This window comes from Streptosporangium jomthongense, assembly GCF_042650425.1.
Classification (GTDB): Bacteria; Actinomycetota; Actinomycetes; order Streptosporangiales; family Streptosporangiaceae; genus Streptosporangium.
Map to the genome: position 1 here is coordinate 1 of NZ_JBHSBC010000046.1, position 23,032 is coordinate 23,032.

General features: G+C 66.6%; 25 protein-coding genes and 2 pseudogenes. 13 read left to right on the plus strand and 14 right to left on the minus strand.

The features are described 5' to 3' along the window. The first annotated feature begins 487 nt into the window (after positions 1 to 487). Positions 488 to 871: a hypothetical protein gene (locus ACFOYY_RS34995; protein WP_386195445.1), complete on the plus strand. Its 384-nt coding sequence runs from the start codon at positions 488 to 490 to the stop codon at positions 869 to 871. A gap of 71 nt (positions 872 to 942) precedes the next feature. Continuing rightward, on the plus strand, positions 943 to 1,233 hold the full coding sequence (locus ACFOYY_RS35000; protein WP_386195446.1) for a hypothetical protein: 291 nt from the start codon (positions 943 to 945) through the stop codon (positions 1,231 to 1,233). 113 nt (positions 1,234 to 1,346) lie between these two features. Here ACFOYY_RS35000 and ACFOYY_RS35005 read toward each other — a convergent pair whose 3' ends face one another. Further along, entirely contained in the window at positions 1,347 to 1,559 is a 213-nt protein-coding gene (locus ACFOYY_RS35005; RefSeq protein WP_386195448.1) for a DUF397 domain-containing protein, read from the minus strand. Beyond that, positions 1,550 to 2,374, minus strand: a complete 825-nt coding sequence (locus ACFOYY_RS35010; protein WP_386195449.1) for a helix-turn-helix domain-containing protein — start codon at positions 2,372 to 2,374, stop codon at positions 1,550 to 1,552. Before ACFOYY_RS35010 ends, ACFOYY_RS35005 begins: the two co-directional genes overlap by 10 nt. Positions 2,375 to 2,624: 250 nt before the next feature. On the opposite strand from ACFOYY_RS35010, the gene ACFOYY_RS35015 reads away from it, so the two are divergent. Beyond that, the gene (locus ACFOYY_RS35015) at positions 2,625 to 3,068 is read left to right on the plus strand and encodes an ATP-binding protein (protein ID WP_386195451.1); all 444 of its coding nucleotides are present in this window, start codon (positions 2,625 to 2,627) and stop codon (positions 3,066 to 3,068) included. Between the two features lie 537 nt (positions 3,069 to 3,605). Continuing rightward, on the plus strand, positions 3,606 to 4,331 hold the full coding sequence (locus tag ACFOYY_RS35020) for a hypothetical protein (protein WP_386195453.1): 726 nt from the start codon (positions 3,606 to 3,608) through the stop codon (positions 4,329 to 4,331). Between the two features lie 733 nt (positions 4,332 to 5,064). Here the strand turns inward: ACFOYY_RS35020 and ACFOYY_RS35025 are convergent. Beyond that, positions 5,065 to 5,268 (minus strand): hypothetical protein, encoded by a 204-nt coding sequence (locus ACFOYY_RS35025; protein WP_386195569.1) that lies wholly within the window; start codon positions 5,266 to 5,268, stop codon positions 5,065 to 5,067. Positions 5,269 to 5,496: 228 nt separating this feature from the next. Beyond that, positions 5,497 to 5,724, minus strand: a pseudogene (locus ACFOYY_RS35030) (winged helix-turn-helix domain-containing protein); the annotation flags it as partial. A 128-nt stretch (positions 5,725 to 5,852) separates the two neighbouring features. Between ACFOYY_RS35030 and ACFOYY_RS35035 the strand changes: the two are divergent. The 5 genes from ACFOYY_RS35035 (at position 5,853) to ACFOYY_RS35055 (ending at position 10,527) form a co-directional block, all read left to right on the plus strand. Then, complete coding sequence (locus ACFOYY_RS35035; protein WP_386195455.1) at positions 5,853 to 6,305, plus strand: hypothetical protein; 453 nt, start codon at positions 5,853 to 5,855, stop codon at positions 6,303 to 6,305. A gap of 1 nt (position 6,306) precedes the next feature. Next, positions 6,307 to 6,621, plus strand: a complete 315-nt coding sequence (locus tag ACFOYY_RS35040) for a hypothetical protein (protein ID WP_386195457.1) — start codon at positions 6,307 to 6,309, stop codon at positions 6,619 to 6,621. Positions 6,622 to 6,670: 49 nt separating this feature from the next. Continuing rightward, entirely contained in the window at positions 6,671 to 7,372 is a 702-nt protein-coding gene (locus tag ACFOYY_RS35045; protein ID WP_386195459.1) for a hypothetical protein, read from the plus strand. Further along, the gene (locus tag ACFOYY_RS35050) at positions 7,369 to 8,082 is read left to right on the plus strand and encodes an FtsK/SpoIIIE domain-containing protein (protein WP_386195460.1); all 714 of its coding nucleotides are present in this window, start codon (positions 7,369 to 7,371) and stop codon (positions 8,080 to 8,082) included. The genes ACFOYY_RS35045 and ACFOYY_RS35050 overlap by 4 nt, the downstream gene beginning before the upstream one ends. 993 nt (positions 8,083 to 9,075) lie before the next feature. After that, positions 9,076 to 10,527, plus strand: a complete 1,452-nt coding sequence (locus ACFOYY_RS35055; protein WP_386195567.1) for a replication initiator — start codon at positions 9,076 to 9,078, stop codon at positions 10,525 to 10,527. Positions 10,528 to 10,943: 416 nt separating this feature from the next. Here the strand turns inward: ACFOYY_RS35055 and ACFOYY_RS35060 are convergent, their stop codons facing one another. Beyond that, the gene (locus tag ACFOYY_RS35060) at positions 10,944 to 12,503 is read right to left on the minus strand and encodes a recombinase family protein (protein WP_362780157.1); all 1,560 of its coding nucleotides are present in this window, start codon (positions 12,501 to 12,503) and stop codon (positions 10,944 to 10,946) included. Between the two features lie 45 nt (positions 12,504 to 12,548). On the opposite strand from ACFOYY_RS35060, the gene ACFOYY_RS35065 reads away from it, so the two are divergent. Continuing rightward, entirely contained in the window at positions 12,549 to 13,205 is a 657-nt protein-coding gene (locus tag ACFOYY_RS35065; RefSeq protein ID WP_386195462.1) for an ABC transporter ATP-binding protein, read from the plus strand. A 177-nt stretch (positions 13,206 to 13,382) separates the two neighbouring features. Here ACFOYY_RS35065 and ACFOYY_RS35070 read toward each other — a convergent pair whose 3' ends face one another. The 5 genes from ACFOYY_RS35070 to ACFOYY_RS35090 all read right to left on the minus strand — a co-directional run bounded on the left by ACFOYY_RS35070 (position 13,383) and on the right by ACFOYY_RS35090 (position 17,482). Then, entirely contained in the window at positions 13,383 to 15,212 is a 1,830-nt protein-coding gene (locus ACFOYY_RS35070) for a caspase, EACC1-associated type (RefSeq protein ID WP_386195464.1), read from the minus strand. Further along, complete coding sequence (locus tag ACFOYY_RS35075) at positions 15,202 to 15,606, minus strand: effector-associated constant component EACC1 (RefSeq protein ID WP_386195466.1); 405 nt, start codon at positions 15,604 to 15,606, stop codon at positions 15,202 to 15,204. The genes ACFOYY_RS35070 and ACFOYY_RS35075 overlap by 11 nt, the downstream gene beginning before the upstream one ends. A 373-nt stretch (positions 15,607 to 15,979) precedes the next feature. Further along, a complete protein-coding gene (locus ACFOYY_RS35080) occupies positions 15,980 to 16,438 on the minus strand; it encodes a GNAT family N-acetyltransferase (RefSeq protein ID WP_352014398.1) in 459 nt (152 codons plus the stop codon). Positions 16,439 to 16,641: 203 nt separating this feature from the next. Continuing rightward, positions 16,642 to 16,827 (minus strand): 4-oxalocrotonate tautomerase DmpI, encoded by a 186-nt coding sequence (gene dmpI / locus ACFOYY_RS35085; protein WP_352014399.1) that lies wholly within the window; start codon positions 16,825 to 16,827, stop codon positions 16,642 to 16,644. 259 nt (positions 16,828 to 17,086) lie between these two features. Continuing rightward, entirely contained in the window at positions 17,087 to 17,482 is a 396-nt protein-coding gene (locus ACFOYY_RS35090) for a winged helix-turn-helix transcriptional regulator (RefSeq protein ID WP_352014400.1), read from the minus strand. A 159-nt stretch (positions 17,483 to 17,641) separates the two neighbouring features. Between ACFOYY_RS35090 and ACFOYY_RS35095 the strand changes: the two genes are divergently transcribed. Continuing rightward, positions 17,642 to 18,607: a zinc-binding dehydrogenase gene (locus ACFOYY_RS35095; RefSeq protein ID WP_386195468.1), complete on the plus strand. Its 966-nt coding sequence runs from the start codon at positions 17,642 to 17,644 to the stop codon at positions 18,605 to 18,607. Here ACFOYY_RS35095 and ACFOYY_RS35100 read toward each other — a convergent pair. Beyond that, positions 18,591 to 18,794 carry a hypothetical protein gene (locus tag ACFOYY_RS35100; protein ID WP_362913595.1) on the minus strand — a complete coding sequence of 68 codons (204 nt, stop codon included), beginning with the start codon at positions 18,792 to 18,794 and terminating at the stop codon, positions 18,591 to 18,593. The two genes, ACFOYY_RS35095 and ACFOYY_RS35100, sit on opposite strands and share 17 nt — an antisense overlap. A gap of 316 nt (positions 18,795 to 19,110) precedes the next feature. Further along, a complete protein-coding gene (locus ACFOYY_RS35105) occupies positions 19,111 to 19,764 on the minus strand; it encodes a type 1 glutamine amidotransferase domain-containing protein (protein ID WP_352014403.1) in 654 nt (217 codons plus the stop codon). A 96-nt stretch (positions 19,765 to 19,860) separates the two neighbouring features. Here ACFOYY_RS35105 and ACFOYY_RS35110 point away from each other — a divergent pair. Both ACFOYY_RS35110 and ACFOYY_RS35115 read left to right on the plus strand, forming a co-directional pair. Next, positions 19,861 to 19,956, plus strand: a pseudogene (locus ACFOYY_RS35110) (helix-turn-helix domain-containing protein); the annotation flags it as partial. A gap of 226 nt (positions 19,957 to 20,182) precedes the next feature. Then, the gene (locus ACFOYY_RS35115) at positions 20,183 to 20,680 is read left to right on the plus strand and encodes a substrate-binding domain-containing protein (protein ID WP_386195470.1); all 498 of its coding nucleotides are present in this window, start codon (positions 20,183 to 20,185) and stop codon (positions 20,678 to 20,680) included. Positions 20,681 to 20,684: 4 nt separating this feature from the next. Here ACFOYY_RS35115 and ACFOYY_RS35120 read toward each other — a convergent pair whose 3' ends face one another. Continuing rightward, positions 20,685 to 21,881 carry a hypothetical protein gene (locus ACFOYY_RS35120; RefSeq protein ID WP_386195472.1) on the minus strand — a complete coding sequence of 399 codons (1,197 nt, stop codon included), beginning with the start codon at positions 21,879 to 21,881 and terminating at the stop codon, positions 20,685 to 20,687. Next, positions 21,881 to 22,402: a SigE family RNA polymerase sigma factor gene (locus tag ACFOYY_RS35125; protein ID WP_386195474.1), complete on the minus strand. Its 522-nt coding sequence runs from the start codon at positions 22,400 to 22,402 to the stop codon at positions 21,881 to 21,883. Before ACFOYY_RS35125 ends, ACFOYY_RS35120 begins: the two co-directional genes overlap by 1 nt. Positions 22,403 to 23,032: the final 630 nt, after the last annotated feature.

Below are 23,032 nucleotides of genomic sequence, written 5' to 3' on the forward strand. Positions count from 1 at the left end.
AGGGAGGGGCAGAGCCCCTCCCAGCGGGGGCGGGGTGCCAGGGGAGGGGGTAAGACCCCCTCCCCTGGGGCGGGGGTCCGGGGGAGGGGTGGAGAACCCCTCCCCTGGGCGCGAAGCGTCTCCTCCTTCCCCTTCTCCCGATTTTCCTTCCTCTTCCTCTGCCTCTTCCCTCCCCTTTCCCCTGTCTCTTCCTCTCATTTTTGGGGGCCGGTACGGGGTGGGTGCGGGGGGTGGGTGGTGGGCAGGGTAAAACCCCTTCCCTTCGGCTTCTTGCGGGTATTTCAGCAGGTGGGAGCGTGCAGCCGGCGCCACGCCGTAGGCGCCCCGCAGGGGCCGCGTAGCGGTGGGGCCGGTCGCAAAGCGGCTCTGATCAGCGGCGGAAAACTCGTGAGGCCACTTTTCGTGACTCGGGAGGCGAGCTGTTCTTATGCTCGCTTTACTCGGCTCCGGGAAAGGGGCCACCTTCACGGGAAAGATAGGTTTCCGCATGCCTGAAATGCTGAGTATGCCGTCCGCCGTTCGCCGTGCCAGGGCCTTGATGTGGATTCAGACGGCGCTTTGCGTGCTGGGTCTGCTGGCCATGTTGGTGCTTATCGGGATGGCGGGGGCACGTGCCGGGAGCGCTGGGGGGCTACTGGTGATCTTCCTCTTTGGCGTGACGCAAACAGGCGTGCTCGGATGGTTGGCGGCTGCCTTAGAAGATCCACGCCAGTGGGTCAAATGGACTTGCATCGGCGTCGAGGCGATCCTCATCGCACTGCGGATTCCATCTGTCCTGAGCGGTGACATTCCCGCGCTCATAGCTGTCGTCCTGGCGCTCGTCGTCATCGGCTCGCTGTCAGGAAAGGAGGCGGCCCGATGGTTCGGGTAAGGTGGCCTGCCCCTGCCGTTATGGAGTTGGTGATATGGGCGCTCCTGGCCCTGCAAGTTCTTCTAGGGGCGGTGAACGCCCTCGTTACAACTATCGTCCTCGCTGCGATGGGGATGCCTTTGGAAGCGATGCCGCTTCCGCTGGTGGTCTTCTACGTTCCGGTTCTCTTGCTGCTGGGCGTCACGATCGCGGGTCCGCGCCGCGCCTGGGGGCCGATAGCGACAGTCCTCATCGAAGCCGCATGGCTCGTGTGGACGAACACAATCGCAGTGGTTCATTACATAGAGTGGGCGGATTCGATCGCCGCGTTAGTAGTTATCTTCCTGATCGGCGTCGAACGCCTGCGTAAGGTTCACGACTGAGCGCTAGGCAGGAAGCAACAGGGGCGGTCCGCCGTAGGCGGGCCGCCCCTGCTTGATGTAGTAGGGAAGTTCGTCACACGCTTCAACCGCATGGTTCGAACCCCGAACAGCTTCTAGAAGTCGAACTCGCCCTTTTTGGCACCGTCGATGAAGGCGTCCCAGACACCAGGGCTCACAACGAACGGCGCCTGGTCGGGGGCTTCGGTGTCGCGGATGCCGACGCGCCCGCCCGCCAAGGGAGCCACCTCAAGGCAGTTACCTTGGTTGGAGCCGGACTTCGTCGCCTTACGCCAGACAGCGGTCTTCAGTTCCTCGTTCAGGTCCATTTCTGAATCATCTCCTCTATGTAGCGTCTGCTCTCTCTACGGGAGAGAGCATCAGCTCTAAGGGCCTCATACCTGATGCTGGTAAGCCGCACAGTGTCAGGCTGGTCCGTGACCTGGCCTGTGTCTGCGGACTCCAGATACGCAGTTTCCCTTGCCCCGGGGACTAACGCCAACGCAAATCCACCGAGGATTCCGACGGTCGAACCCAACTCTAGGGGGGAGACCTGGACACTGATGTTGGGAAGCTCTATCGCCCCAAGTAGATGTGTGAGCTGTCTACGCAGCACGGCCTGACCCCCGACAGGTCTGATCAGGGCGCACTCGTCCAGCACAGCCCACAGCAGGACCGGGGCTTCTCGATGGAGCACCTCCTGCCGGGCCATTCGGGCCTCGACTGCTTTGTTCGCCTGAGCCTGCGTGATGCCGGGTTCACCGAGGATGGCCGCCATGGCGTACTCCTCAGTCTGGAGCAGGCCCGGAATGACTAGGGGCTCCCAGGAGCGGATGGAGACAGCGACCCGCTCGACCTCAACCCAGTTACGGAACCAACTCGGTGCGCTCTCCGACTCCAACGCCGTGTAGAGGGTCAGTAGCTCGTCCTTAGCCCCCAGGACCCGGGAGCACTCCTCAACGAAGTGCAGTGAGGGGAAGCGCCCTCCGCGCTCCACTTGGCTCACCTGCGAATGTGAATATGAAATTCTTTCGGCTAACTGCTCTTGGGTGAGACCCGAAGCCTCCCGAAAACGACGAAGCGCCAGGCCAAGGGCCATGCGGGGAGTCTTCGGGTTGGGGTCTAACTTCTTCGGTGCAGGCATGGGGGCTCCTTGTTACCGAATGCGACCTATTAAACATACGCCGGAGGCACATCTGTCGAATAGGTGTGCACTAGATCCACTCCCAAACGACAGCCCTTCGAGGGCATTCTTAGCAGTGCCCAGCCACACGGCCGGGAACAGTGGGAATCTCTCCGAAGCTCGACCTTGACTCATGCCAAAGTCGGGCAAGGCAGTCAAAGCGGGTGATACCGAGATGGTATGGACAGAGGATCCATTAGGGACCTTCCCCTTGAAGAAGGCGGTTGAGAGCGTCCCAAAGGCTAGGGCTCAGGCCCGGACCCTGGACCCTATCGAGAACAGTCCGAAAAGGGATGACATCCTTCTCGTGCTCTCCGAGTTGGTGACCAACGCAGTGGTTCATTCGAGCCTGGGCGACTCAAACTCGGAGATAACGGTAAGTCTCATAACCGGTAGGGATGTCCTTATCGTCGAGGTCCGCGACCCGGGCTCGATGCTGTCGGGTCCTCACGTGAATCGCTCAAGTCCCCTGATGGGCGCCCGGGGTCGGGGCTTGGTCCTCGTTGAAGACCTCTGCGGTCTGCGATGGGGTACTCACATCTCCATCGACGCGGAGCGCGTCGTCTGGGCCGCCATCCCTCTCGGAGACGACGCGCCGTCCGCTGAAGAGATCATGATTGCTCGCCGGAAGCAACGGTTTCGAGCGGTCTCCTAAAGCACCCCCGGCAGGGGTGTCAGCAGGTACGTTTCGTCAGCTCGGGGAAGACGCGCCTCGCCCAGGCCCTGGCCTCTTGGGCCTCCCGCAGTTCTGGGTTTCCTCCTGCCGGGGGCACCACCCCTCCACCATCTACGGAGCCGACCATGCCCCGGAAGGTCCTCTTCGTCGCCCTGGCAGGCGGTGAACTCGGCTACTTCATTCGGGCCCGGTCTGTGCGTCATACGAATTGTTCTTTGTTGCCGCAGTCGGCGGAATCGCGCTGATTGCGATCGGAACGCCCCCTCGGTGGCTCCGCCGCCGACCTTGAGCCCCCGGCAGGGGTCCGACCCAGAGAAATTCTCTGGGTTCATCCATCTCATGACCTCTGCCGGGTTTTTCATGCCCGCAGCTACGTGAAGGGAGTCGTTATGCATTGCCGCAATTGTGGTATTGGCCACCTCTGCCGCTGTAAGCCCACGATATTGCCCCCCAAGCCCCAGCCGAACCCCTCCGAGGGGAATCCCTCAGCGGACCAGAAGAAGAAGTAGGAGAGCAATGAGAGCTATCACGCTCAACCTCGGCTACCCCGGCCCGACCGGTGGGAAGCTCGCCGAGATGTTGATCCAGGTCGCCGACCTCAAGCCGGACTTCCTCGGCGTGCAGGGGGCGAAGGGCTGGGAGAAGGCGAACGCCCCGTTCCCCTACGGGGGCCAGGTATTCCACACGGCAGAGGAGACCCTCAACATGAGGGGCTACCTCGTACCGAGCGCCCATGATGGGCACCACCTTGTGGGTTTCGTCGGCGAAGCCGTCCGCGTCGTCGGGCAGGACCACGAAGTGGGGTCTCCTTTCTGGCACGGGGTGGTCTGCCTGGATCTCCGTATGGGCGACCACGACTTTCGAGGCGTCGTCACCCAGGCGGCTCCGGACTCGCCGAGACTGCGCGAGATCGAGGCCGAAGCGCTCGCCGAAAAGGTCAAGGTCGAAAGAGTGGTGATGTTGGGCGGCTGGAACGCCGTCCCGACCTCCCACCCGGGAGGCGGGCCTCGGCGCAAGAACGACGTGGCCGCCGCGCGAGCGCTGGAGGAGGTGAACCTGCTGGACGCCGCAACCGAGGTCGGCAACGCTACCCCGACCGTCCTCACTCCCATGCCCTACCAGTCGGATCGGGTCTACTTCAAGGGATTGACCGTGAAGACGGTCCAGATCGTCGGGGTGGGCAGTAAGCACGCGGCGGCTGTCGTTGACTTCGCCATCCCCACGCAGTCCGGGGCGGCCTAACCGCGATGGCATATCTCTGCAATTTGTGCCAGGACAAAGGGATCATCATCGAGTACGGCCCCAGGGGGCAGTATTCGAGGATCTGTTCCTCTAACGTCCACCAATACCCGCCTCCGTCGCCGCCTCCCCGAGGAAGTAGCTGAGTCCGCAGAACCTCTCCCCGGGTCTAGAGCCAAGATCTACCTTATGACTCCAAGCACCTGACATCTCGCGGGAGAAGTTGTGCGTCAGCATGGCGGGAAAATAGTACATCTGTTCTTAGACCCGGACGCTCGGGCCAGCGAAGTGCAGCAATGGGACAAAAGGGCATCTCGTCGCGCTGCAAGCGGATACATCGTTACCGAGCAAGTGTTCGGACATCCCCTAGACATCGTCTGCCCGTACTGCAAGGTGCAGGTGGTCGTTGCCAGCTCTCCAGAGCGAAGAAGGCAGGAGTCACATGGCAGATTGTCGGACTTGTAGAGGTTCGGGTACGGTCACGAAGCGTGAGCGAGTCAAGAACCCTGACGGTTCCGTCACCATCATCGAGAAGACGGAGAATTGCACCTTCTGTCGAGGGACCGGCCAGAGGCAGTAGTGAGAAGTAGCGGTTGAAGTTACGAAAGCTCTTCCCCGGCGCGCTGGGGAAGAGCTTTCGTTTTTTCATGTGCTCCGGCGGCGGTCGTACGGGGACGCCCCATGCGGTGTGGACGTGGACAAGCCGTAGGCACCTTCTATCAGTCGCCCTCCTTGTTCAGGGCATTTCGTAGTAGTCACTGAGGCGCACCCTGCTGTGCAGCACGGACCTGATGACGGCGATGGGGGTACGGGTGCCGTCGTACAGCACAGCATCCCTGGTGAGTGCTGGGCGCCCTTCGGTCGTCAGAGTGGGCGTGGTGGTCTCGGTGACGTAGCGAACCGCGCCGGTGTCGTATCCCGGCGTAGGGGTGTACTTCATTCGCATCTCAACGGGTCCGAAGTCGTCGGCTAAGGACACTTGCTCGCAATACAGCGGGTGGTCTGGGGCTACCCCCAACATGTTCGCGACATCGGGCGGTGACACCTGGGGACCGGTGCTGATCTCTGTTCGTGTCAGCCTCGCGTAGGGATCGGCTGGGGTGTCTGCGGGCCGGTACCGTCTCGCTGGCAGGGTGAGCCGGGGCTGAGGACGGGTCACGATGGTCCCGCGTCCCTGTTTGGCCTCGGCCAGTCCTTCCGTGACGAGCTGGCTAAGCGCGCGGCGGGCGGTGGTGGTGGATACCTCGTACGCCTTCGTGATCTCGGGATATGAGGGCAAAAGGCTGCCGGGGCCGTAGAACCCATCAGTGATCTTCTGGCGTAGGTCGTCGGCGATTTCGGCCCATCGGTGGGGCGGTGGCTGGGCTGGTCCGTGGGTCCCTGGGGTCTCGGGCACGGCTCTGGCCTCCTCTGGTGAGGGAAAGATCTTGGCTCCCTGAATTTGCGCATCTTCATGTGTCAGGTCTTAGGTTGAAGTTAGCGCGCTAATGCGCGCGCGCCAACCTGTCGAAAGGTGATCCCGGCATGAAGTTCCCCATCGACACCAGTTCCATCCTCTTTGCCATCGCCATCCCTGGCGTCGTCGTCACCGACTTCCGTACGAAGGAGATCCGCAAGAACGCTGACGGTCACATCTTGCACGCGGTCCACCTGATGGCCATGGACGGGGTGGACTCGTACCTCATCAAGATCAGCCTGCCGTACGATCCACAGCTTCCCGCCGGGCAGCTCGTGACGGTGAAGGGGCTTGCCTACCAGCTCGCCAAAGCGGGAGAGATGCGCTGGTGGTCGGCTGAGAGCGTCGAACCGATCGGGCCTCGGCTGCCCACGCCGGGGACTCCGGCTTCTGTTCCTCCTGCGCCTCCCGCTTCTCCTGGTCCGGCGTCGGCGTCGGGTCCTCCGGGGCAGACGGCACAGACGCAGACGAGGCGGCGTAGTCCGATCGAGGGTGCGCAGACCCCGGGGGGTGAGGGCTGACATGCTGATCATCCCCCCGTCCCCCTGCACAGCGGTACGCGCCTACAGCTTGCCGGGCGCCTGGCCCGCACTCACGATCACGATGGTTCACGGTGAGCGCGCGGTCTTCGCCATGGATCACCTTGCGCCGGTGGATGCCCTTCGGACGGCGGAACGGCTGGCGCGTGCGGCGACGGCGTACGCGGTTGAAGCGCGGAAGGCGTTCACGGCTTTCGACGGCACCGAGCGTCTTCGGGGTAAGCAGCAGCCGGACCCGTGGACGCTGCCGGACTTCCGGGGCGCGGTCCTGCTGGACACCTACCGTCCGGGAGGCTGAGGTGGGGCGGCATGATCCCCGCTACGGGTGGGGGCCGCCGAGTGAGCCCGTGGGCGGTCTGCCTCCCTGGATCGAACGGCCCGACCTGCCGGTTCGGGTTCCATACGATCGGCAATCGCGTCTTGTCGCCGATGTGCTGCGCCCCCTGTGGCTGAGCCGGAGGGAATGGGCGTTCGGCCTGCTGGTGCTGACGCTGGCCATGGTGGGACGGGCGGCCGGTGGCTGGCCTGGCGCCCTGGTGGCCGTGGGCCTGCTGGCTGCCGTGCTGCTCGGGCCGCCTCCGATGCGGCGGTGGACTCTGAGGGTGTTCCGGCATGCGCGGGTGCGGCGGCGGTGGGACAAGGCGTGCCGGTTTGCGGGGCTGACTACGTCGAACGGTCGCATCCCGCGCATCACGAAGGTGATGGATTCACCGGCTGGTGAGCGTGTACGGGTACGCATGCCGGGCGGCCTGGCGGTGCCCGACCTGGAAGAACGCGGTGAACACATCGCCGCTGACTTAGAGGTGCGGGATGTCCGTATCCGGCGTGATCCGGAGAATGCCCGGTTCGCCGCCGTGGAGATCGTGCGCCGTGATCCGCTGGGGTCTCGGGGCGTGCTGGCGTGGCCGTGGCGGGATGCCTGGCGCACGACTCCAGTCGTCAGTATGTGGGAGCCCTTCCCTGTGGCCGTGGGGGAAGACGGCGCCGTTCTCACCGTGAGCTGGTTCGACGACAACCACGAACCCGGGGATGAGGAGGAACCAGCATGATCAACCTACTCATCGGTGGTGGCGTCGGGTCGGGCAAAAGCTCCACACTGCATACGATCATTGCGGCGGCGGCGATCGATAAGGACCGGCCTCCGCTGGTGTTGATCGACGGCAAGGGCGGCGTCGAACTGGGCTTGTGGGAAGCGGTCGCCCATGGTGGGGTTCGCCGGACTCCGGCGGAGGCGGTTACGGCGTTGACCTGGGTCAAGGGTCAGATGGACAGCCGGTATGACTCCATGCGGGCCTTGGGCGTGCGCAAGCTGGGCCGCATGCACGATATCCCCCCGCTTCTGGTTGGTATTGACGAACTGGCAACCTTCACCATGGGGAGAGACCGCAAGCGTAGGGACACCTTCATCGGTCTGCTTCATGACGTTGCCTCGCGCGGCAGGGCGGCGGCTATCCGCATCGTCGCCACCACTCAGAAGCCGGGGACTGACGTGGTGCCGTCCCATGTCCGCGACCTTTTCGATACGCGGTGGGCTTTCCGGGTGTCCACCCGGGACGCCTCCGACACGATCCTCGGGGCGGGCATGTCGGCCGCCGGATATTCGGCTGCCAAGCTTCCCGCCTATCCGGGAGCGGGGCTCTTGCTGGCGGGAGGCGAGCCGCCGGTAAGGACGCTTTCTCATTATCTGGGCACCAAGGATCTGGAGCGGCTGGCGGCGTATGCAGCGGCGCTTCGCAATCGTCAGATAGGCGGGTCCTGATGAGCGCTTCTTTTCTTCCCGGGGCCGGTGGGATCGGCCTGGTGTTCGCGGTGCTGGCGGGGGTGATCTATGGCTTGCTGCGGCGTGAGATGCGTGCACAGATCTACCTGGATCATGCCCGGGTTCGTGCTGCCCGTGACTTTCCGTGGCCGCATGAGGAGTACATCATTGCGGCGCGGTTTGCGCCTGGGGCTGGTCCTGACGTGTGGACTGACCGGGTTCGTACGACATGGCCCGAACTTGCGCGGTGGGCGGCGTCCTGGTCTAGCACACCTAGCGTGATCGAGGTGTGCGCACTGCGGCGATCTCGGTGGGGAGTGGTGAGTTGGCGGTGGGCGAATGGCTCTCAACTGTCCCCGTTGATCGGCCGTCAACCCGATGTCAACCCGAAAGGTAGCTTTTCCGACTACCTTGATCGTTCCACCTAACGAGAAAGCGAAAGATGGTCGCTCCCTCCCGGGGGCGGTAGTGGGGACACACAGAAAGGTTCGGAAAGGGGCACCGTGCGATTTCGGGTAGCGGCACGTGACTACGAGGCGCTCGAAATCGAAGACACAGAGCTTGTCAGATTGTTCACCGTTTGGTTACGCGGGCCTGCCGGGCAGGACGAGATGCGGCGGGTAGTGCAGCGGTGGATGTGGACTCCGGCGGATCTAGGTGGCCTGGGTACTGCTGAGCCCGATACCCCCGATGGGGTTGACGAGCTTCGCCGTGTGGTCCTGGCGAGCATGACTAAGTAGGTGACCGTGCCCCTTCCTCCCTCGGGAGGGGCACGGCCCTCCGCTCCTTGCCCCGGTCGGGAGGGTGGGCCGGTCGCTGCCGAAGGCACCCGTCAGGGCGCGCGTAGCGCGGCAGCCGGCGCACCCGGCGGAGAGATCTCAACGGCGTGATGGGCACGCGCCTTCTTGGACGGCCAGGGGCCACGCGCTTCCCTGAGCCGCGCTTCCTTCTTCTCTTGTCGTGAGGTGGACGGTGACGTCAGTTCTGATACAGATGGTTGAGCGGGTCTCCGACCCTGCGGGATACCGGCGCTGGGCCGGTCAGGTAGAGCGGACAGGGCACTGCATCCGGCCTGTGCGGCTGGTCGGGTCGGCCATGGCGGCGGACCGAACCAGCGGCGAAGTGCGTGCTTCGACGGGTGATGGTGACGGCGTGCTGTTGGTGGCCTGCGGCGACCGGCGGGAAACCGTGTGCCCGCCGTGCGCGGCGACGTATAAGCGGGATGCGTGGCATGTGTTCGCGGCGGGCCTGACCGGGCGGGAAGATGCCGGGCAAGGGCCGCGCGCTGCGGCGTCGGCGTCGGTCCCGGAAACAGTGGCTCGCCACCCGGCGGTGTTCGCGACGCTGACCGCTCCGAGCTTCGGGGCGGTGCACTCCTACCGGGACGGCGGGGTGTGCCATCCGGTACGGCAAGGCGGCAAGGTGCGGCGGTGCCCGCACGGGGTGGTGCGCTCCTGCGGGATGCGGCACGGGCCACGTGACCGGACCCTCGGCGCGCCGCTGTGCCTGGCGTGCACGGACCTGGTCAGTATGGTGCTGTGGAACGCCTTCGTAGGGGAGTTGTGGCGGCGGACCACGATCTATGTTTACCGGGCGCTGGCTCGGCTGGCGTCGGTGCGGACGGGGCAGGCTGTCACTGTGCGATCCGTGCGGCGTGTGCTGCGGGTGTCGTACGCGAAAGTGGCTGAGGGGCAACGGCGCGGGGTGGTGCACCTGCATGTCATCGCTCGGTTGGATGGCGTGTGCCCTGATGATCCGGATGCGTTGCTTCCTCCTCCGGCCTGGGCTGATGCCGCGCTGCTGGGGGAGGCGATCCGGGAAGCCGCGGGAGTGGTCGGCGTTCCGCTGCCCTCCCCGGACGGGCGAATGCGCGTTGCCGAGTGGGGTACGCAGTTCGACGTACGGGCGATCAGCGCCGGAGACGACCGAAGGAAGCTCGCCGGGTATCTGGCGAAGTACTCGACGAAGACCGTAGGCGCCGTGCTGGACGATGCGGTTCCCCGTGATGCGCTGTGGGACCGGGAGCAAGCGGGCTCCGCTGGGGGGCGTCGTCGGCATCGCGTACCTCCGCCTGCGCACCTGGGCGCGTTGGCGGCGACGGCTGCGCGGCTGGCCGGTCATCCGGCGTGCGCGGGTCTGCGGCTGGCTCGTCACGCGTCGGCCTTCGGGTACCGGGGGCACGTCACCAGCAAAAGCCGGAAGTACAGCACAACCTTCGCGGCGCTTCGGGCGGTGCGGCGGGCGTGGCGCATCGCCCATCGGGCGGGAACCCCCTCGGAGGGTGATCCGTGGGCGTTCACGGATGACCCCGGGACGGTCGTGGTCTCGTCGTGGCGCATGGTGGGAGTCGGACACACGTCCCTCGGCGATCTGGCGCTTGCGGAGAGCCTGGCCCGTGAGCACCGGCAAGCCCGTCAAGCGGCGCGGGTGGGGTTGCTCGAATAGCGGTGGCGGGGCTGCGCCCAGTGCCTGAACCCCTCGTTGACGTTGTGCGCGCTGAATGTCGCGCCGAAGGCTCCTCTTCTTCTTGGTTCTCGTGTTCTTCTTGGTTCTCGTGCCCGCGTCTTGTCGCGTGCCTTGCCCTGCGCGGTCGTGTGGGCGGGTGGGTGGGGCTCGCGATGCGGGGGCATGCCAATTCCCCTCACGATTACGGAGAGTAATTAATGAGTGCGAAAAGTGATGATGCGACTGGCCGGTCCTCTGCCCTCCCTCCCGATGCTGACGAAGTGATCGCCTCGATTCGGGCGATGGTGGCCACCTGGCCCAAGTTGAGTGAGCGCCAGCGGGCACGCCTGGCGCTGCTGCTGCGACCGTAGAACGAACTGGGCGCCCCCACCTAAGCGGCGGGGGCGCCCATGAGGTTAAGCGGCGATGGGGCTGGCCTGAGTGGTCGGCGCGTCGGGCATGGCAGGCGTGATCACGATGTAGTCCCGGATGTCCACCTGTCGGCGCCCCCGGCCGATGGGCAGCAACTTGACTCTCATGAGCAGCTTCAAGACCTCGCGCTGACGGCCCAGATGCATTTCCTTCCACGTACGCCTTACATCACTGGAGGAAACGAACGGTTCTAGCGGGCTCTCTGCCGCGCTGCCTCGGAGCTTCTCCCAAATCTCGGCGGTGCGCCTCTCGATCACTTCTCGGGCCGACTCCCACTCCTCGTCATCCATCTGCCCAAGAGCGTTTCTCGCTGCAATCTTCCGGCGGTTCGCGTCAAGCATGACGAGTTCCTCGCGTAGCTCCGTAAGGCCCTCCGTCTGCTCCTCTTCCTTCGGCAGGAGGTCTACCACATCATCGTGGGAGAGTCGTTCCACGATCGTGCTGGTAATGTACGCGTCGGTTCTCTCCACCCAATGAACTATATGGTTCTTGTCTCGGCATGTGTAAGCGGGCCGCTCGTGGATGTAGCGCACGCTCATGACTGCCCCGTTATTGCATATGCCGCACTCGTAGATGAGGCTCCCGAGCCACTTGGGCGTATTGCCTCTCATCGTGCGGCGGGAAGGGTCAGAGAGCAGATCAATAAGGGCTTGCCGTTGGTCTTCGGGAATGATCGCGGGGTACGCGTTCCTCTTTATGATCTTGCCCTGATGCACGGTGTGGCCAGCAACGCGGGGGTTGGTAAGGACATAATGAATCGTGCTGGAACTCCACCCGTTGTGCTTGACCTCTTTGCCGTTCCGGTGCCTGGTGAGCCCGTCGGTCTGGGCCACCGTCGGGACCTTCCGTGCGGCCAGATCGGCGAGGATGTGACGTATGGACACCCCTGTCAGCAGGTCTTTCGCCCATCGGCGGATCTCCGCTACCTCGTTGGGGCGGTGCTGGGTCATGTCCAGCACGGGGCGGTCTTCGTAGATGCGCTCTGACACTGGAGCCTGCGGATTGACGCACACCGACCGAACGCGGCCCGTATCAACGCCCCATCCGTAAGGGCGTATTCCACCGCCGTAGACTCCATTCCTGGCCTGGCGCTTCCGGGCGTCCGATACTCTTTCCCCTCGATGCTCGCTCTCGTACTCAGCATCTACGGTGTCGTTGATCAGGTCCTTTCTCCCCGCTGCTTTCTCCAGGTTGTAGAAGCTTCCGCGCATGCCGCTGTACAACTTCACCTTGTGCGCGCGGGCTACCTTGATGAATGCTGATACCTCGTCTACCGACCTATGCAACCGGTCGGCGTGACGGATGATGATCACGCCAACCGTTCCGGCTTTCATGTCCTTCAAGAGCTGCGCGTACTGCGGACGCTCCACACCGGAGTAAGCCGACTTGTCGTTGTCTACGTAGGACCTGGCGATGGTTAGGTCCAACTCTTCTGCTGAGATCTCGTTCTCAAGGTGCTGGGTCGCTACCCCCTCGGCTGCTCCGCGCTTGTCGAAAGAGATCCGGCAGTAATCGACGGTTGCCCTTGCGGTCGTTTCAAGCATCGTCTTTCCTCCCCTATAAACCAGCTTATATGTGCCAATCTATTAGTGGGGAAGTCGACCCTGCTGCGCACCGTCTACCGGTCGCTGCGCCCCTCCGGCGGGGTGGTACGGCTGGACGGCGAGGACCTGTGGGGGATGCGTCCCCGGCAGGCGGCCCGGCGCCGCGCGGTACTGCCCCAGCACGGCCAGGCGGCCGACGGGTTCTCGGCCGAGGAGGTCGTCGCCGTCGGCAGGCACAGCCGCAGGAAACCGCTCGGCAGGGAGACGGCGGCCGACCGCGAGGCGGTCACGACCGCGCTGCGGCGGGTCGGCATGGACTGGGCCGCCGACCGGCTGATGACCACGCTGTCCGGGGGTGAGCGTCAGCGGGTCTTCCTGGCCCGCGCGCTGGCCCAGGAGGCGCCGCTGCTGGTCCTCGACGAACCGACCAACCACCTGGACGTCGGCTCCCAGCTTCTCCTGCTGGACCTGGTCCGTTCCCTCGGCCTGACGCTGCTCGCCGCCCTGCACGACCTCGACCAGGCGGCGGCCTACGCCGACCGGGTCGTGGTGCTCAGGCGGGGCCGCGTCGTGGGACACGGCCGGCCGCTCGACGTGCTGACCCCGGCCTTCATCGAGGAGGTGTTCGGCGTGCGGGCGCACGTCGGCCCCCACCCGCTGACCGGCCGCCCGCACATCGCCGTGGCCTCCCCGGAGAGGTAGGCCCGCCGGGAACCCGTGGGGTCGTCGTCCGGCCGTGGCCCCACGGGTTCTCTCGGGTTCCCACCGGTTCCCACGGTGGATCCGGCCATGGTCCGGGACGGCCTTGGTCACGGCTCAGAGCGGTCCGGCGGCCTTGGTCGCCGATCCGGGTGGGGCGGTGGGGTTCGGGGTGGCTTCTCAGCCGGTTCGCCAGAGCCGGATGGTTCTGTCGAGGCCGCCGCTGGCGAGGGTGTGGCCGTCGGGGCTGAACGCCAGTGAGGTGACGCCACCGGTGTGGCCGGTGAGCGGCGGCCCCTTGTGCTTGTGGGTCTTGGTGTCCCACAGCTGGATCCTGCCGTCGCCGGTGCCGACGGCCAGTGTCCTCGCCCTGGGGTGGTAGGCCACCGCGTTGACGGGGTTACCGGTGCGCAGAGGAGGGTCCTCCGGGTGGCCCCCGCCGTTCCCGTTCCACAGCGTGACGTCGCCGGGGCTGTTGCCGAGGGCGATGACCCCCTTGCTGTTCACGGACAGGGTGTTGACCGAGCTGATCCCGTTCACCGTCAGCAGGCCCATCTTCTCGTGGGTCCCCACGTTCCAGAACCGCACGTGGTTGTCACCGTAGGCGGTGAGCAGCACGGTTCCGTCGGTGCCGAAGCGCACGGCGTTCACGACCGCAGGACGGTCGGTGAGGGTCGCGGCGGTGCGCCTGCTCGCCACGGTCCACAGCCGGGCGGAACGGTCGGCTCCCCCGCTGGCCAGGATGTTCCCCCTGACGTTGAACGCCACCGAGTTCACCGCGCCGGTGTGGCCGGTCAGGACGGCGGTCGTGGTCTCGTTCGCCACGTCCCACAACCGGACGGTGCCGTCGGCTCCCCCGCTGGCCAACGTTCTCCAGTCGGGGCTGAACGCCACCGCGTTCACCGCACCCGCGTGCCCTGTCAGTACGGCGACGGCCCCTCCGCTCTCCGGGTTCCACAGCCGGATGCCGCCGTCGGCGCCTCCACTGGCCAGTGTTCTCCCGTCCGGGCTGAACGCCACGGAGTTCACCGCACCCGTGTGACCCGTCAGGACGCTCCTGTCGACCGTCGGGGTCACGCTCAGGCTCGGTGTGTTCGTGGGACGCGGTGTGGCCGCCGTACCGCCGTAGAAGCGTCTGACGACCTCGGCGACGCCGAAGACCGTGGCGACCGCGGCCGCGCCGACACCCGTGGCCAGGACGGCACGGCGCCCGACCCTGAGAGGCGGGGCCTTCCTGGAGGGAGGGACCGGCCGAACGGACGGTGCCCTGTCAGCGGCCTGGTTGCGCACGAAGGGGTGGTGGATCGCGGTGTCGGTGCCCCGCTGGTTGGGGGCGGGCAGCCCGCGTCCACGCAGCCGTTGCCTCAGGTGGGAGTAGATGTCGTTCATCGTCAGCCACTCGGGACCGCCGGAGACTCCGGTGCGGACCAGGTCGAGAAGCTCGGCGGTGAAGGAGGTCGGGGTGTCCGCCTGCTGGTCGAGGGAGACGACGTGGGCGTTGTGGTCGCTGGCGGTGAGGGTGTAGGCGCCGTGGATGTCGGTGCTGTCCACGACGGTGCTGGAGAGGGCCTCGATGGCGCGGCCCGAGTAACAGCAGTCCAGGATCACGATCTTCGTCCGGGCGGGGCTGTCCATCAGGACCTCCCTGAGCCGCTCGAACTCCAGGCCGGTGATGTCGGTGTCGGTGAAGTCGGTGTCCTTGAGGATCATGCACAGCTGCCCGCGCCGGGTGATGGTGCCGTGCCCGGCGAAGTAGACCAGCAGCACGCTGGTGGTCTCCTCGGCCACACGTCGTAGGTTCTGCACGAGCCTGCGCATGTCGGTGGGGTCTCGCCAGACCTCGACCTGTTCCTCGGACCAGCCGCACAGTTCGGGATCGGTCAGGACCTCCGCCATCCCGCGCAGGCTGTTGGCCACCGCGGGAAGCTGGGGGAAGCGCCGGTCGGAGTATTCGGAGGTACCGATGAGAACGGCCCGCGATTCCGAACGGTCGTGGATGTCACCCCTCATCGCCGTCCCGCTGGGTCTTCTCCTCGCCGCCGTCCCGAAGGATCTCCTCCTCGCCGTCCCGCAGGATCTCCTCAAGCAGCGACAGCACGGCGGTGTCCCTGACCCGCTGCGCGTTGAGCTCCACGGTCCCCGAGGGAGAGGTCACCGTGATGGTCACATCGGCGCGACGGGTCCGCAGCCATGTGGTCAGAGCCCTGACCAGGGCCATCCCGGCACCGCTCGACCCGAGTGCGACGGCGAGCGTGTCGAGCACCCCGCCCAGTTCGCCCTCGGCCGGGGGACGCCGCACCACGCGAACCCCGCCTGTCAGGGCGCGTTCGGCGGACAACCACCCGCGTAGTTCGGTGAACTCGGTGATCTCGTCGCCACCTGAGACCTGGACCAGGGCATCCATCGGCACCTCTGACCTGTCGGCCCTCCGGCCCGCCGGGCGGAGGGACACTCGACAACGCGCTGAATTATTTCAGGAAACGCCCCGGCCGTGAGGTTGGTTCCGCACAGAGGAAAAAGAGATCGCTTCCATGCGGATCTCCATATTTGCCATTTTCACCGGTATAAATTAAGCCTTTTTCGTCCCGGCTTCCACAGGAGCGGGCGAGGCTCGGCCCATGACCTGCGACGACAAGGGCTGCGAGCGAAATCACGGGGTGCCGTTCCCCTGCGTCACCCCCGACCAGGCGACGACCCCCGGGAGAGCGAAAAAGGCTTATTGATATGAAATATCCGGATATCACACTATATAGCGATGGATCGCCCTGGCCCTTCGCTCACCCCTCGGGCAGCGCGAGCAGCACGTGCTCGTGCTCGCCGTACCGGACCGTGTCGACGCGCCGGAAACCGCACCTCTCCAGCAGGCGCACCGAGGCCGTGTTGCCGCCCGACGGGTCGGCGTAGAGCGGGCGGACCCTCTCAAGGGCCAGGAACAGGCTCAGCGCCTCGGTGCCGACGCCCCGGCCCCAGAACGGCCTGCCGAGAACGTAGCCGATGAAACGCCTGTCCTCCGCCCACCAGGAGACGACGTTTCCCGCGGGCTCGCCGTCCACGGTGACCGTCCGCACCAGGACGGTCGGATCGCCCAGGACCCGCGTCCGCCAGTGGCGCATGAAGACCTCACGCTCCCTGGGGGTGAACATCGAGCGCCTGACCGTCTCGGGGTCGTGCTCGTGCTCAAGGAACAGCTCCAGATCGGACTCCACAACGGCCCTCAGCCGCACGCCTGCGCTCACGGCGCCGATTCTCACACCGGCCACCGACATTCCCCCGCCGGGAAAGCGGGTCGCCGACGCGCCGGTCCGTCGCGACGGGGAGAGCGGTCCGGGCTTACGCGTTTCCCCTGCCGCGGAAGGCTCTTCCCCGGAAGGGAGCGGCGCCGTGCCGGGCGATCGAGACGGTGTCCCGGAACGCCCGGCTCGCCGTACGGACCGTGGGCCTACTTGTCGTCCACCACCAACGTGCCCGCGACGCCCCAGCTGTCCGCGGGAACCTCGGTGATCCACACCTGGACGGTCTCCGGCGGCAGGCCGTACGACTCGACGAAGGCGTCGGTGATCCTCCTGACCAGTTCGCGCTTCGGCTCGATGTCCCGCGGACCCTGAAGCACAGTGACGACCGGCATGGCTACTCCCAATGATGTCGGCCCCGGATTTCGGAGCCGACACCAGTTTCCGAACGGCCGGCCGCGGGCGGAAGACGGCACCGAAAGGTGCCATGGGCACCACCGGGTGACCTACCTCCGAACAGGTGACCGCCCAACGGCTTTGTCGCCGGACGTTTTCCTGCCGGGTCGGAGGGGCAGCGAAGACCGGCAGCCCCGTTCACGGGCCTCAGCGGAAATGCGGAAATCGCGCTGAGGATTCAAATGGTCCGTCCGGCTCTCAGCCGATGCCCACCCGCGGCGTTTCCCGGTCGTTGTACTCCTGACGGGCGAGCAGGATCTCCCCGATGTGGCCGTAGGCCCACTCACGCACCACGTCCACCGTCCTGGCGAGGCTGTGGCCCAGGGGGGTCAGCGAGTATTCGACCGTCACCGGGACGGTCGGGTAGACGGTGCGCAGGATCAGACCGTCGGACTCCATGCCACGAAGGGTCTGCGTCAGCATTTTCTGGGAGACGCCCTCGATCCTGGCCCGCAGCTGGGTGAAACGAAGGGTCTCCTCTCCCAGCGAGAGAATCACCAGCATCGTCCACTTGTCGGCGATGCGGTCGAGGATCTCGCGGGTCGGGCAGGCGGACTTCAGCATGTTCCAGCGGGAAGAGGAGCTGTCTGCCATGGCGACATCATAGCCTCGGCCTTTTCGGTTTCCTCCAGGTGCCCTGGCCACCTCGAAGTGCCGACTTCCGGGAGCGGGAAACCGTTTTTAGACTCCGAGACCGGTCGGCGGGTTTCCCGAACTTCGAATGCTCGCCGGATGGAAAAGGAGAAGTTTCACATGAAGGCTCTGGTGCCCACCGGCGACCTGGATTCCCTGGTCCGGTACGACGACGTGGCGGCCCCGTGCCCGAAACCCGACGAGGCGTTGGTCGCGGTTGAGGCGTTCTCTGTCAACCGGGGGGAGTTCTTTCTCCTGGCGAGACCGCGTGAAGGCTGGAGGCCGGGCAAGGACATCGCGGGCACGGTCGTGCGGGCAGCCGACAACGGGACCGGACCGGGTGTCGGAGAACGGGTGGTCGCCCATCCCGCGTCCGCCGGGTGGGCGGAGAAGGCGGCCGTCCCCACCTCCTCGCTCGCCGTACTGCCCGGCTCGATGACAGCCGTGACCGCGGCGGCGCTGCCGCTGGCGGGACTGACCGCCCTGCGCCTGATGCGGCGGATCGGCGGCGTCCTGGGAAAGAGGATTCTGATCACCGGCGCCTCCGGCGGCGTCGGTCACTACTTCGTCGAACTCGCCGCCGCCTCGGGCGCCGAGGTGACGGCTGTCAGTGCCTCGCCGGAACGCGGGCTACGGCTGACCGAACTCGGCGCGGCGGACGTCGTGCACGACGTGGCGGAGGCCACGGGACCGTTCGACGTCGTACTGGAGTCGGTCGGCGGCGGCTCGGCTCCCAAGGCACTGTTGAAGACGGCCAAACGGGGGACCTTCATCTGGTTCGGCCAGGCGAGCCGCCAACCCGCCACCTTCAGCTTCTTCGACTTCTTCGCCGGGCCCGAGTCCGCCCGGTTGCACCACTTCCACTACGCCGACAGCGACGTGGCCGATGGAACCGACCTGGCCACTCTGGTCAGGCTGACCGCGACCGGGCGGCTCCATCCCGAGATCGGACGTGAGACGGACTGGGCGGACACCGCCACGGTGCTGGCGGACCTGCGGGACCGGAGAATCCGTGGCAAGGCCGTCCTGCGCGTGGAACCCGCGCCGACGAGCGGGGCTGACCGCACGGCTACGCACGCGGCCTGAAGTGGCGCACGGTCAGGGCCACGGCGCAGGCGACGGTGACCACCCCCGCGGTGAGCCCGAGCGTGCTGCCCTCACCGCCGTTGGCCATGTTGGAGACCACGTTGACCGTCGCGCTGACCGCGAGGAGCATCCACAGCAGAGCACGCGCGGCCCGAAAACGCCTGCGGGGAACCGGGAAATAGTTCATGCCGAAACCCTAGGAAAACCCCAGGACCTGGGTAATCCGGTCCGCCACCGACCTGGGTTGGGGCTGACAGGAAGGCCGGAAGGTGGGGCCGGCACCACCATCCCCACCGAACCGGCCCCGGTTCGAACCACGGCTCGCCCCACCCCCGCTCAGGATCCCGGCTTTCGTCCCGCGTCAGCCTTCGCCCGGCCCCCGCTCAGGCTCCCGCCCCGCCCGGCCCCTCCCGGCGTTCGTCCCGCGTCAGCCTCTATCCGGCCCCGTTCAAGCTCTCCGCCCCGTTCGGGCGCCGGCCCCCGTTCGGACGCTCAGGGCCTGTTCACTCCCCGGCCAGTACCCGTACGACCTCCTCGGCCACGCCACGGGCCGAGGCCGGGTTCTGGCCGGTGACCAGGCGGCCGTCCGTGACGACCTGGGCGGCGAAGTCGGCGGCGGGCACGTGCTCGGCCCCCTGCTCGCGCAGCCGCTCGGCCAGCGGGAACGGCACCACCGCGGTCAGCCCGACCGCCTCCTCCTCGCTGCCGGTGAAGGCCGCGACCCGCCTGCCCGCGACCAGCGGCTTCCCGTCGGACAGTTCGAGGTCGACCAGCGCGGCCGGACCGTGGCAGACGGCCGCGACGACACCACCCCGCTCGTGGACCCCCCGGGTCAACCGGCCGATCCCGGGGTCGCCGGGGAAGTCCCACATGGCCCCGTGACCACCCGCGAAGAACACGGCGTCGTACCTCTCCGGCTCCAGGTCCGCCACCCGCGCGGTCTCCCCGAGCACGTCGAGGAAACGACGCTGCACCGGGTCGTCGGCGTTCTCGCCGTCACGCGGCGGCACACCCCCGGCCACACTGACCACCTCGACCTCGTGCCCGGCCTCGGTGAAGATCTCCCACGGCTCCGCCGCCTCCGACACGTAGAAACCGGTGCTCCTGCCGGTTTCACCCAGTTCGCCATGGCTGGTGAGGACAATCGCGATACGCATGCCATGATCGTCACCCATCTCCCCGTGGACGACCAATAACGCCTTCCGGGTACTACCATCAGAAATCTGATCTCACTCGACCTGCTGCGTACGTTCCTGGCCGTCCACCGGTCAGGGTCGGTCACCCGTGCCGCCGAGCACCTCGGCCTGTCGCAGCCCGCCGTGACCGCGCAGGTCAGGGCGCTGGAACAGGCACTCGGACAGCCGTTGTTCGAACGGCTGCCCCGGGGCATGGCCCCGACCCCCGCCGCCGACGAACTGGCCGGACGCGTCGCGGCGCCGCTCGACGCGCTTGAGGAACTCGACGTCACCGAGACGCCGGAGCGAGCCGTACACCTCGGTGGGCCCGCGGAGCTGATGTCCGTCCTGGCACTGCCCGCGCTGGCCCCCATGGTCGCCGGGGGGGCTGCGGCTGCGGGTGACGCTCGGCCTCGCCGACGACCTGCTCACCACGCTCGCCGGGGGCACGCTCGACCTGGTGGTCTCCACCGTACGGCCCCGAAGGGGTACCGCACTGACGGCCGAGGCGCTGTGCGACGAGGAGTTCGTGCTGGTCGGCGCCCCCGGCTGGGACCTCGGCCGGCTTGAGGCGGCTCCCCTGGTCGCCTACGCGGAGAACCTGCCGATCCTGCGCCGTTACTGGCGGGTCGTCTTCGGGACCCGCCTGACGCGCGTGCCCGCCCTGGTCGTCCCGGACCTGCGCGGGGTCCTCGCCGCGGTGGTCGCGGGCGCGGGGGTGACCGTCCTGCCCCGTTACCTGTGTACGGCGGAGCTGACCGGCGGCCTGCTCGTCCCCCTGCTGGAGCCCGAGCTGCCGCCGATCAACACGCTGTTCCTGGTGTCCAGGGCAGGAAGGCTTCACCCCATGGCCGTCGCGGTCCGCGACCACCTGCTACGACGGGGACGTTCCTGGTGACCGGTCACGGAATCCTGGACAGGACGACCACGTGGAGTTCACCCTTGAGCCGGTAGGACATGATCCGGCCCGTCGGGTCGGTGACGGGGATCCCGCCGTTCGCCACCTCCTCCCGCAGGCCCAGGTCGACGATCGTGCCGGTGCTCACGTCGAAGAGCCCGAGCGCCTGCTCGTCCTCCTTGATGTTGCACAGATGGAAACGGTCCTGCCTCGGCGGCTCGGGGATCTGGTAACCGAGGGGCACGTCCTTCTGCTGTGAGCCGTCACGCAACCGGACGAAGCCCTCCTCGTCAGCCGTCACGCCGATGCAGGAGCGCACCCCGCAGGCGTACACCCGGTCCTTCCCGTCGACGGCGGCCGAGTCGACCTTTCCGGTCTCCAGGTTGACCAGCCGGGTGAAGAGGGGCTTGTCGCGCCCGCCGCCGATGCCCGGCGAACCCGCCCACGGCCACGACAGCAGGTGCTGCCTGTCGCCGGCCGGAATCCGCGTCGCCTTCCCCCCGGTCAGGGGAACGGTGAACACCCCGCCGTTCACCGGGGAGAACACGACCTTGCCGTTCGCCACGCCGAAGCCGTCGAACCCCTCCATGTCCTGGTCGGCCACGGGACGGGCCCCCGCACCGTCCAACGACGCGGCCCAGATGTGGGTCTTGCCCTTCGTCGTGTTCCACCAGGCCACCTGACCGTCGCCGACGCTGAAATCGGAGGCGAACCGCACCGCCTTCTGAGGCTCGGGCACGTCCGCGATCTTCCGCGGCTCCCCGCCGGCCAGGGGGTAGGCGTAGATCGTCTCCGGCCGCTCGAAGTCACGGTCCGCCGCGACCAGCAGCGTCTGGTCGTCGATCAGGGTGATCGGCCGCAGGTCCCGGCCGTTCGGCGCCTTCAGCGGCAGCTTCACCACGGCCTGCGGCCACACCTGCTCGATCGGCTTGGCCTCGATCTTCGTTGAGGTCATCACCTGGGACGACCTCCCGCCTGTGGTGCTGGCCGACGAGGCCCCCGTGTCACCGCTCACGCGCAGCCCGACCACGCCTCCTCCCGCGACCGCGACCACGGCCGCCGTCGCGAGTGCCGCCTGCAGCCGCCGCCTGCGCCGCCGGTATCCGGTCTCCAGCCGGGCCGCCGCCGTACCGGCCAGCCGGGGTGCGTTTCCCGCCGCGTGCCCCAGGGTCTCCTGCAGACTCCTTTCGAAATCGTTCATCACCACTCCCCCTGCACTGCGCCGATATTTCCCGAAATTTCGTGGCTTTCCGTCCGCATGGCGGAGCGAAGCTTGTCCAACGCCCGTGACGCCTGGCTCCGTACGGTCCCCCGGGAGATCCCCAGGGTCGCCGCGATCTCCGCGTCGTCGAGCCCCTCGTAGTACCGCAGCACCAGCACCACCCGCTGTCTGCGCGGCAGTACGGCCAGCGCCTCCCACATCGCCTGCTCCCCACCGTCGGGCAGCCTGTCGTGGTACCCGTGCTCGGGCGGCTCCCAGCTGAGCACCTCACGGCGCCGCAGCCGCCAGACGGCGACGTGCAGCCTGGCCATGATGGTGCGCACGTAACTCTCCGGATTCTCCTTCGTCAGGAGGCGCGGCCAGGCGGCGCGGAGCTTCAGCAACGCCTCCTGCACCAGATCCGCCGCGTCGTGTGGGTTCCCGGCCAGCACGTAGCCGTAGCGCAACAGCGCGTCCCCCCGCTCGGCGACGAACTCCGCGAACCGTGGATCCGCTTCCAACTACCTTCGCCTCCCGTCGTCCTCATCACCACCCAGATGAGAACGCCCCCCAAACTGTTGCATCCACGGCGAAATCCATGCGGATCACGCGTGACCTGTCGGCGTCGGCAGGAATCTGTATGACAGGCCTGTCCCGGTCGGCCGGTGCCCCATGGCTCGCAGCCCGAGCTGTGGAGCCGCCTGCCTCCGTGTTCTTCACCGTCCGCAGCCAACATGGCGGTTTCACCGTCGAGGGCCGCGATCCGAATCTTCGGACCTACGTTCGAGTGTGAAACATCACGACTTTATGGTGCGTCTCTCACAGTTCGTACCGGAAGCAGCCGCCCTCCGACGTTTCCCCTTGCGGGAACTCGGGCGTTGGCCCTTTCACGTCGAACGAACCGTCCGCGAACAAGGTGACCGTATTTGCTCACTTCCCTTTTCCCTGGAGTTCCCCAAGTCGTCGGAGCGATCCGTACAACTCCGCCCCCGAATCGATCGCCGAAGTCGAAGCTCCAGGACACGGCTGGGGCGGAGCGCCATCCGGGGCGGGCCAGAGCGTCTCTCCAGAGAGCGGGCAGTGGATTTACGACGCGTTCCCCATTCACCATACGGTGACCCTATGTACACGGAAGACCCGGAACAACCACC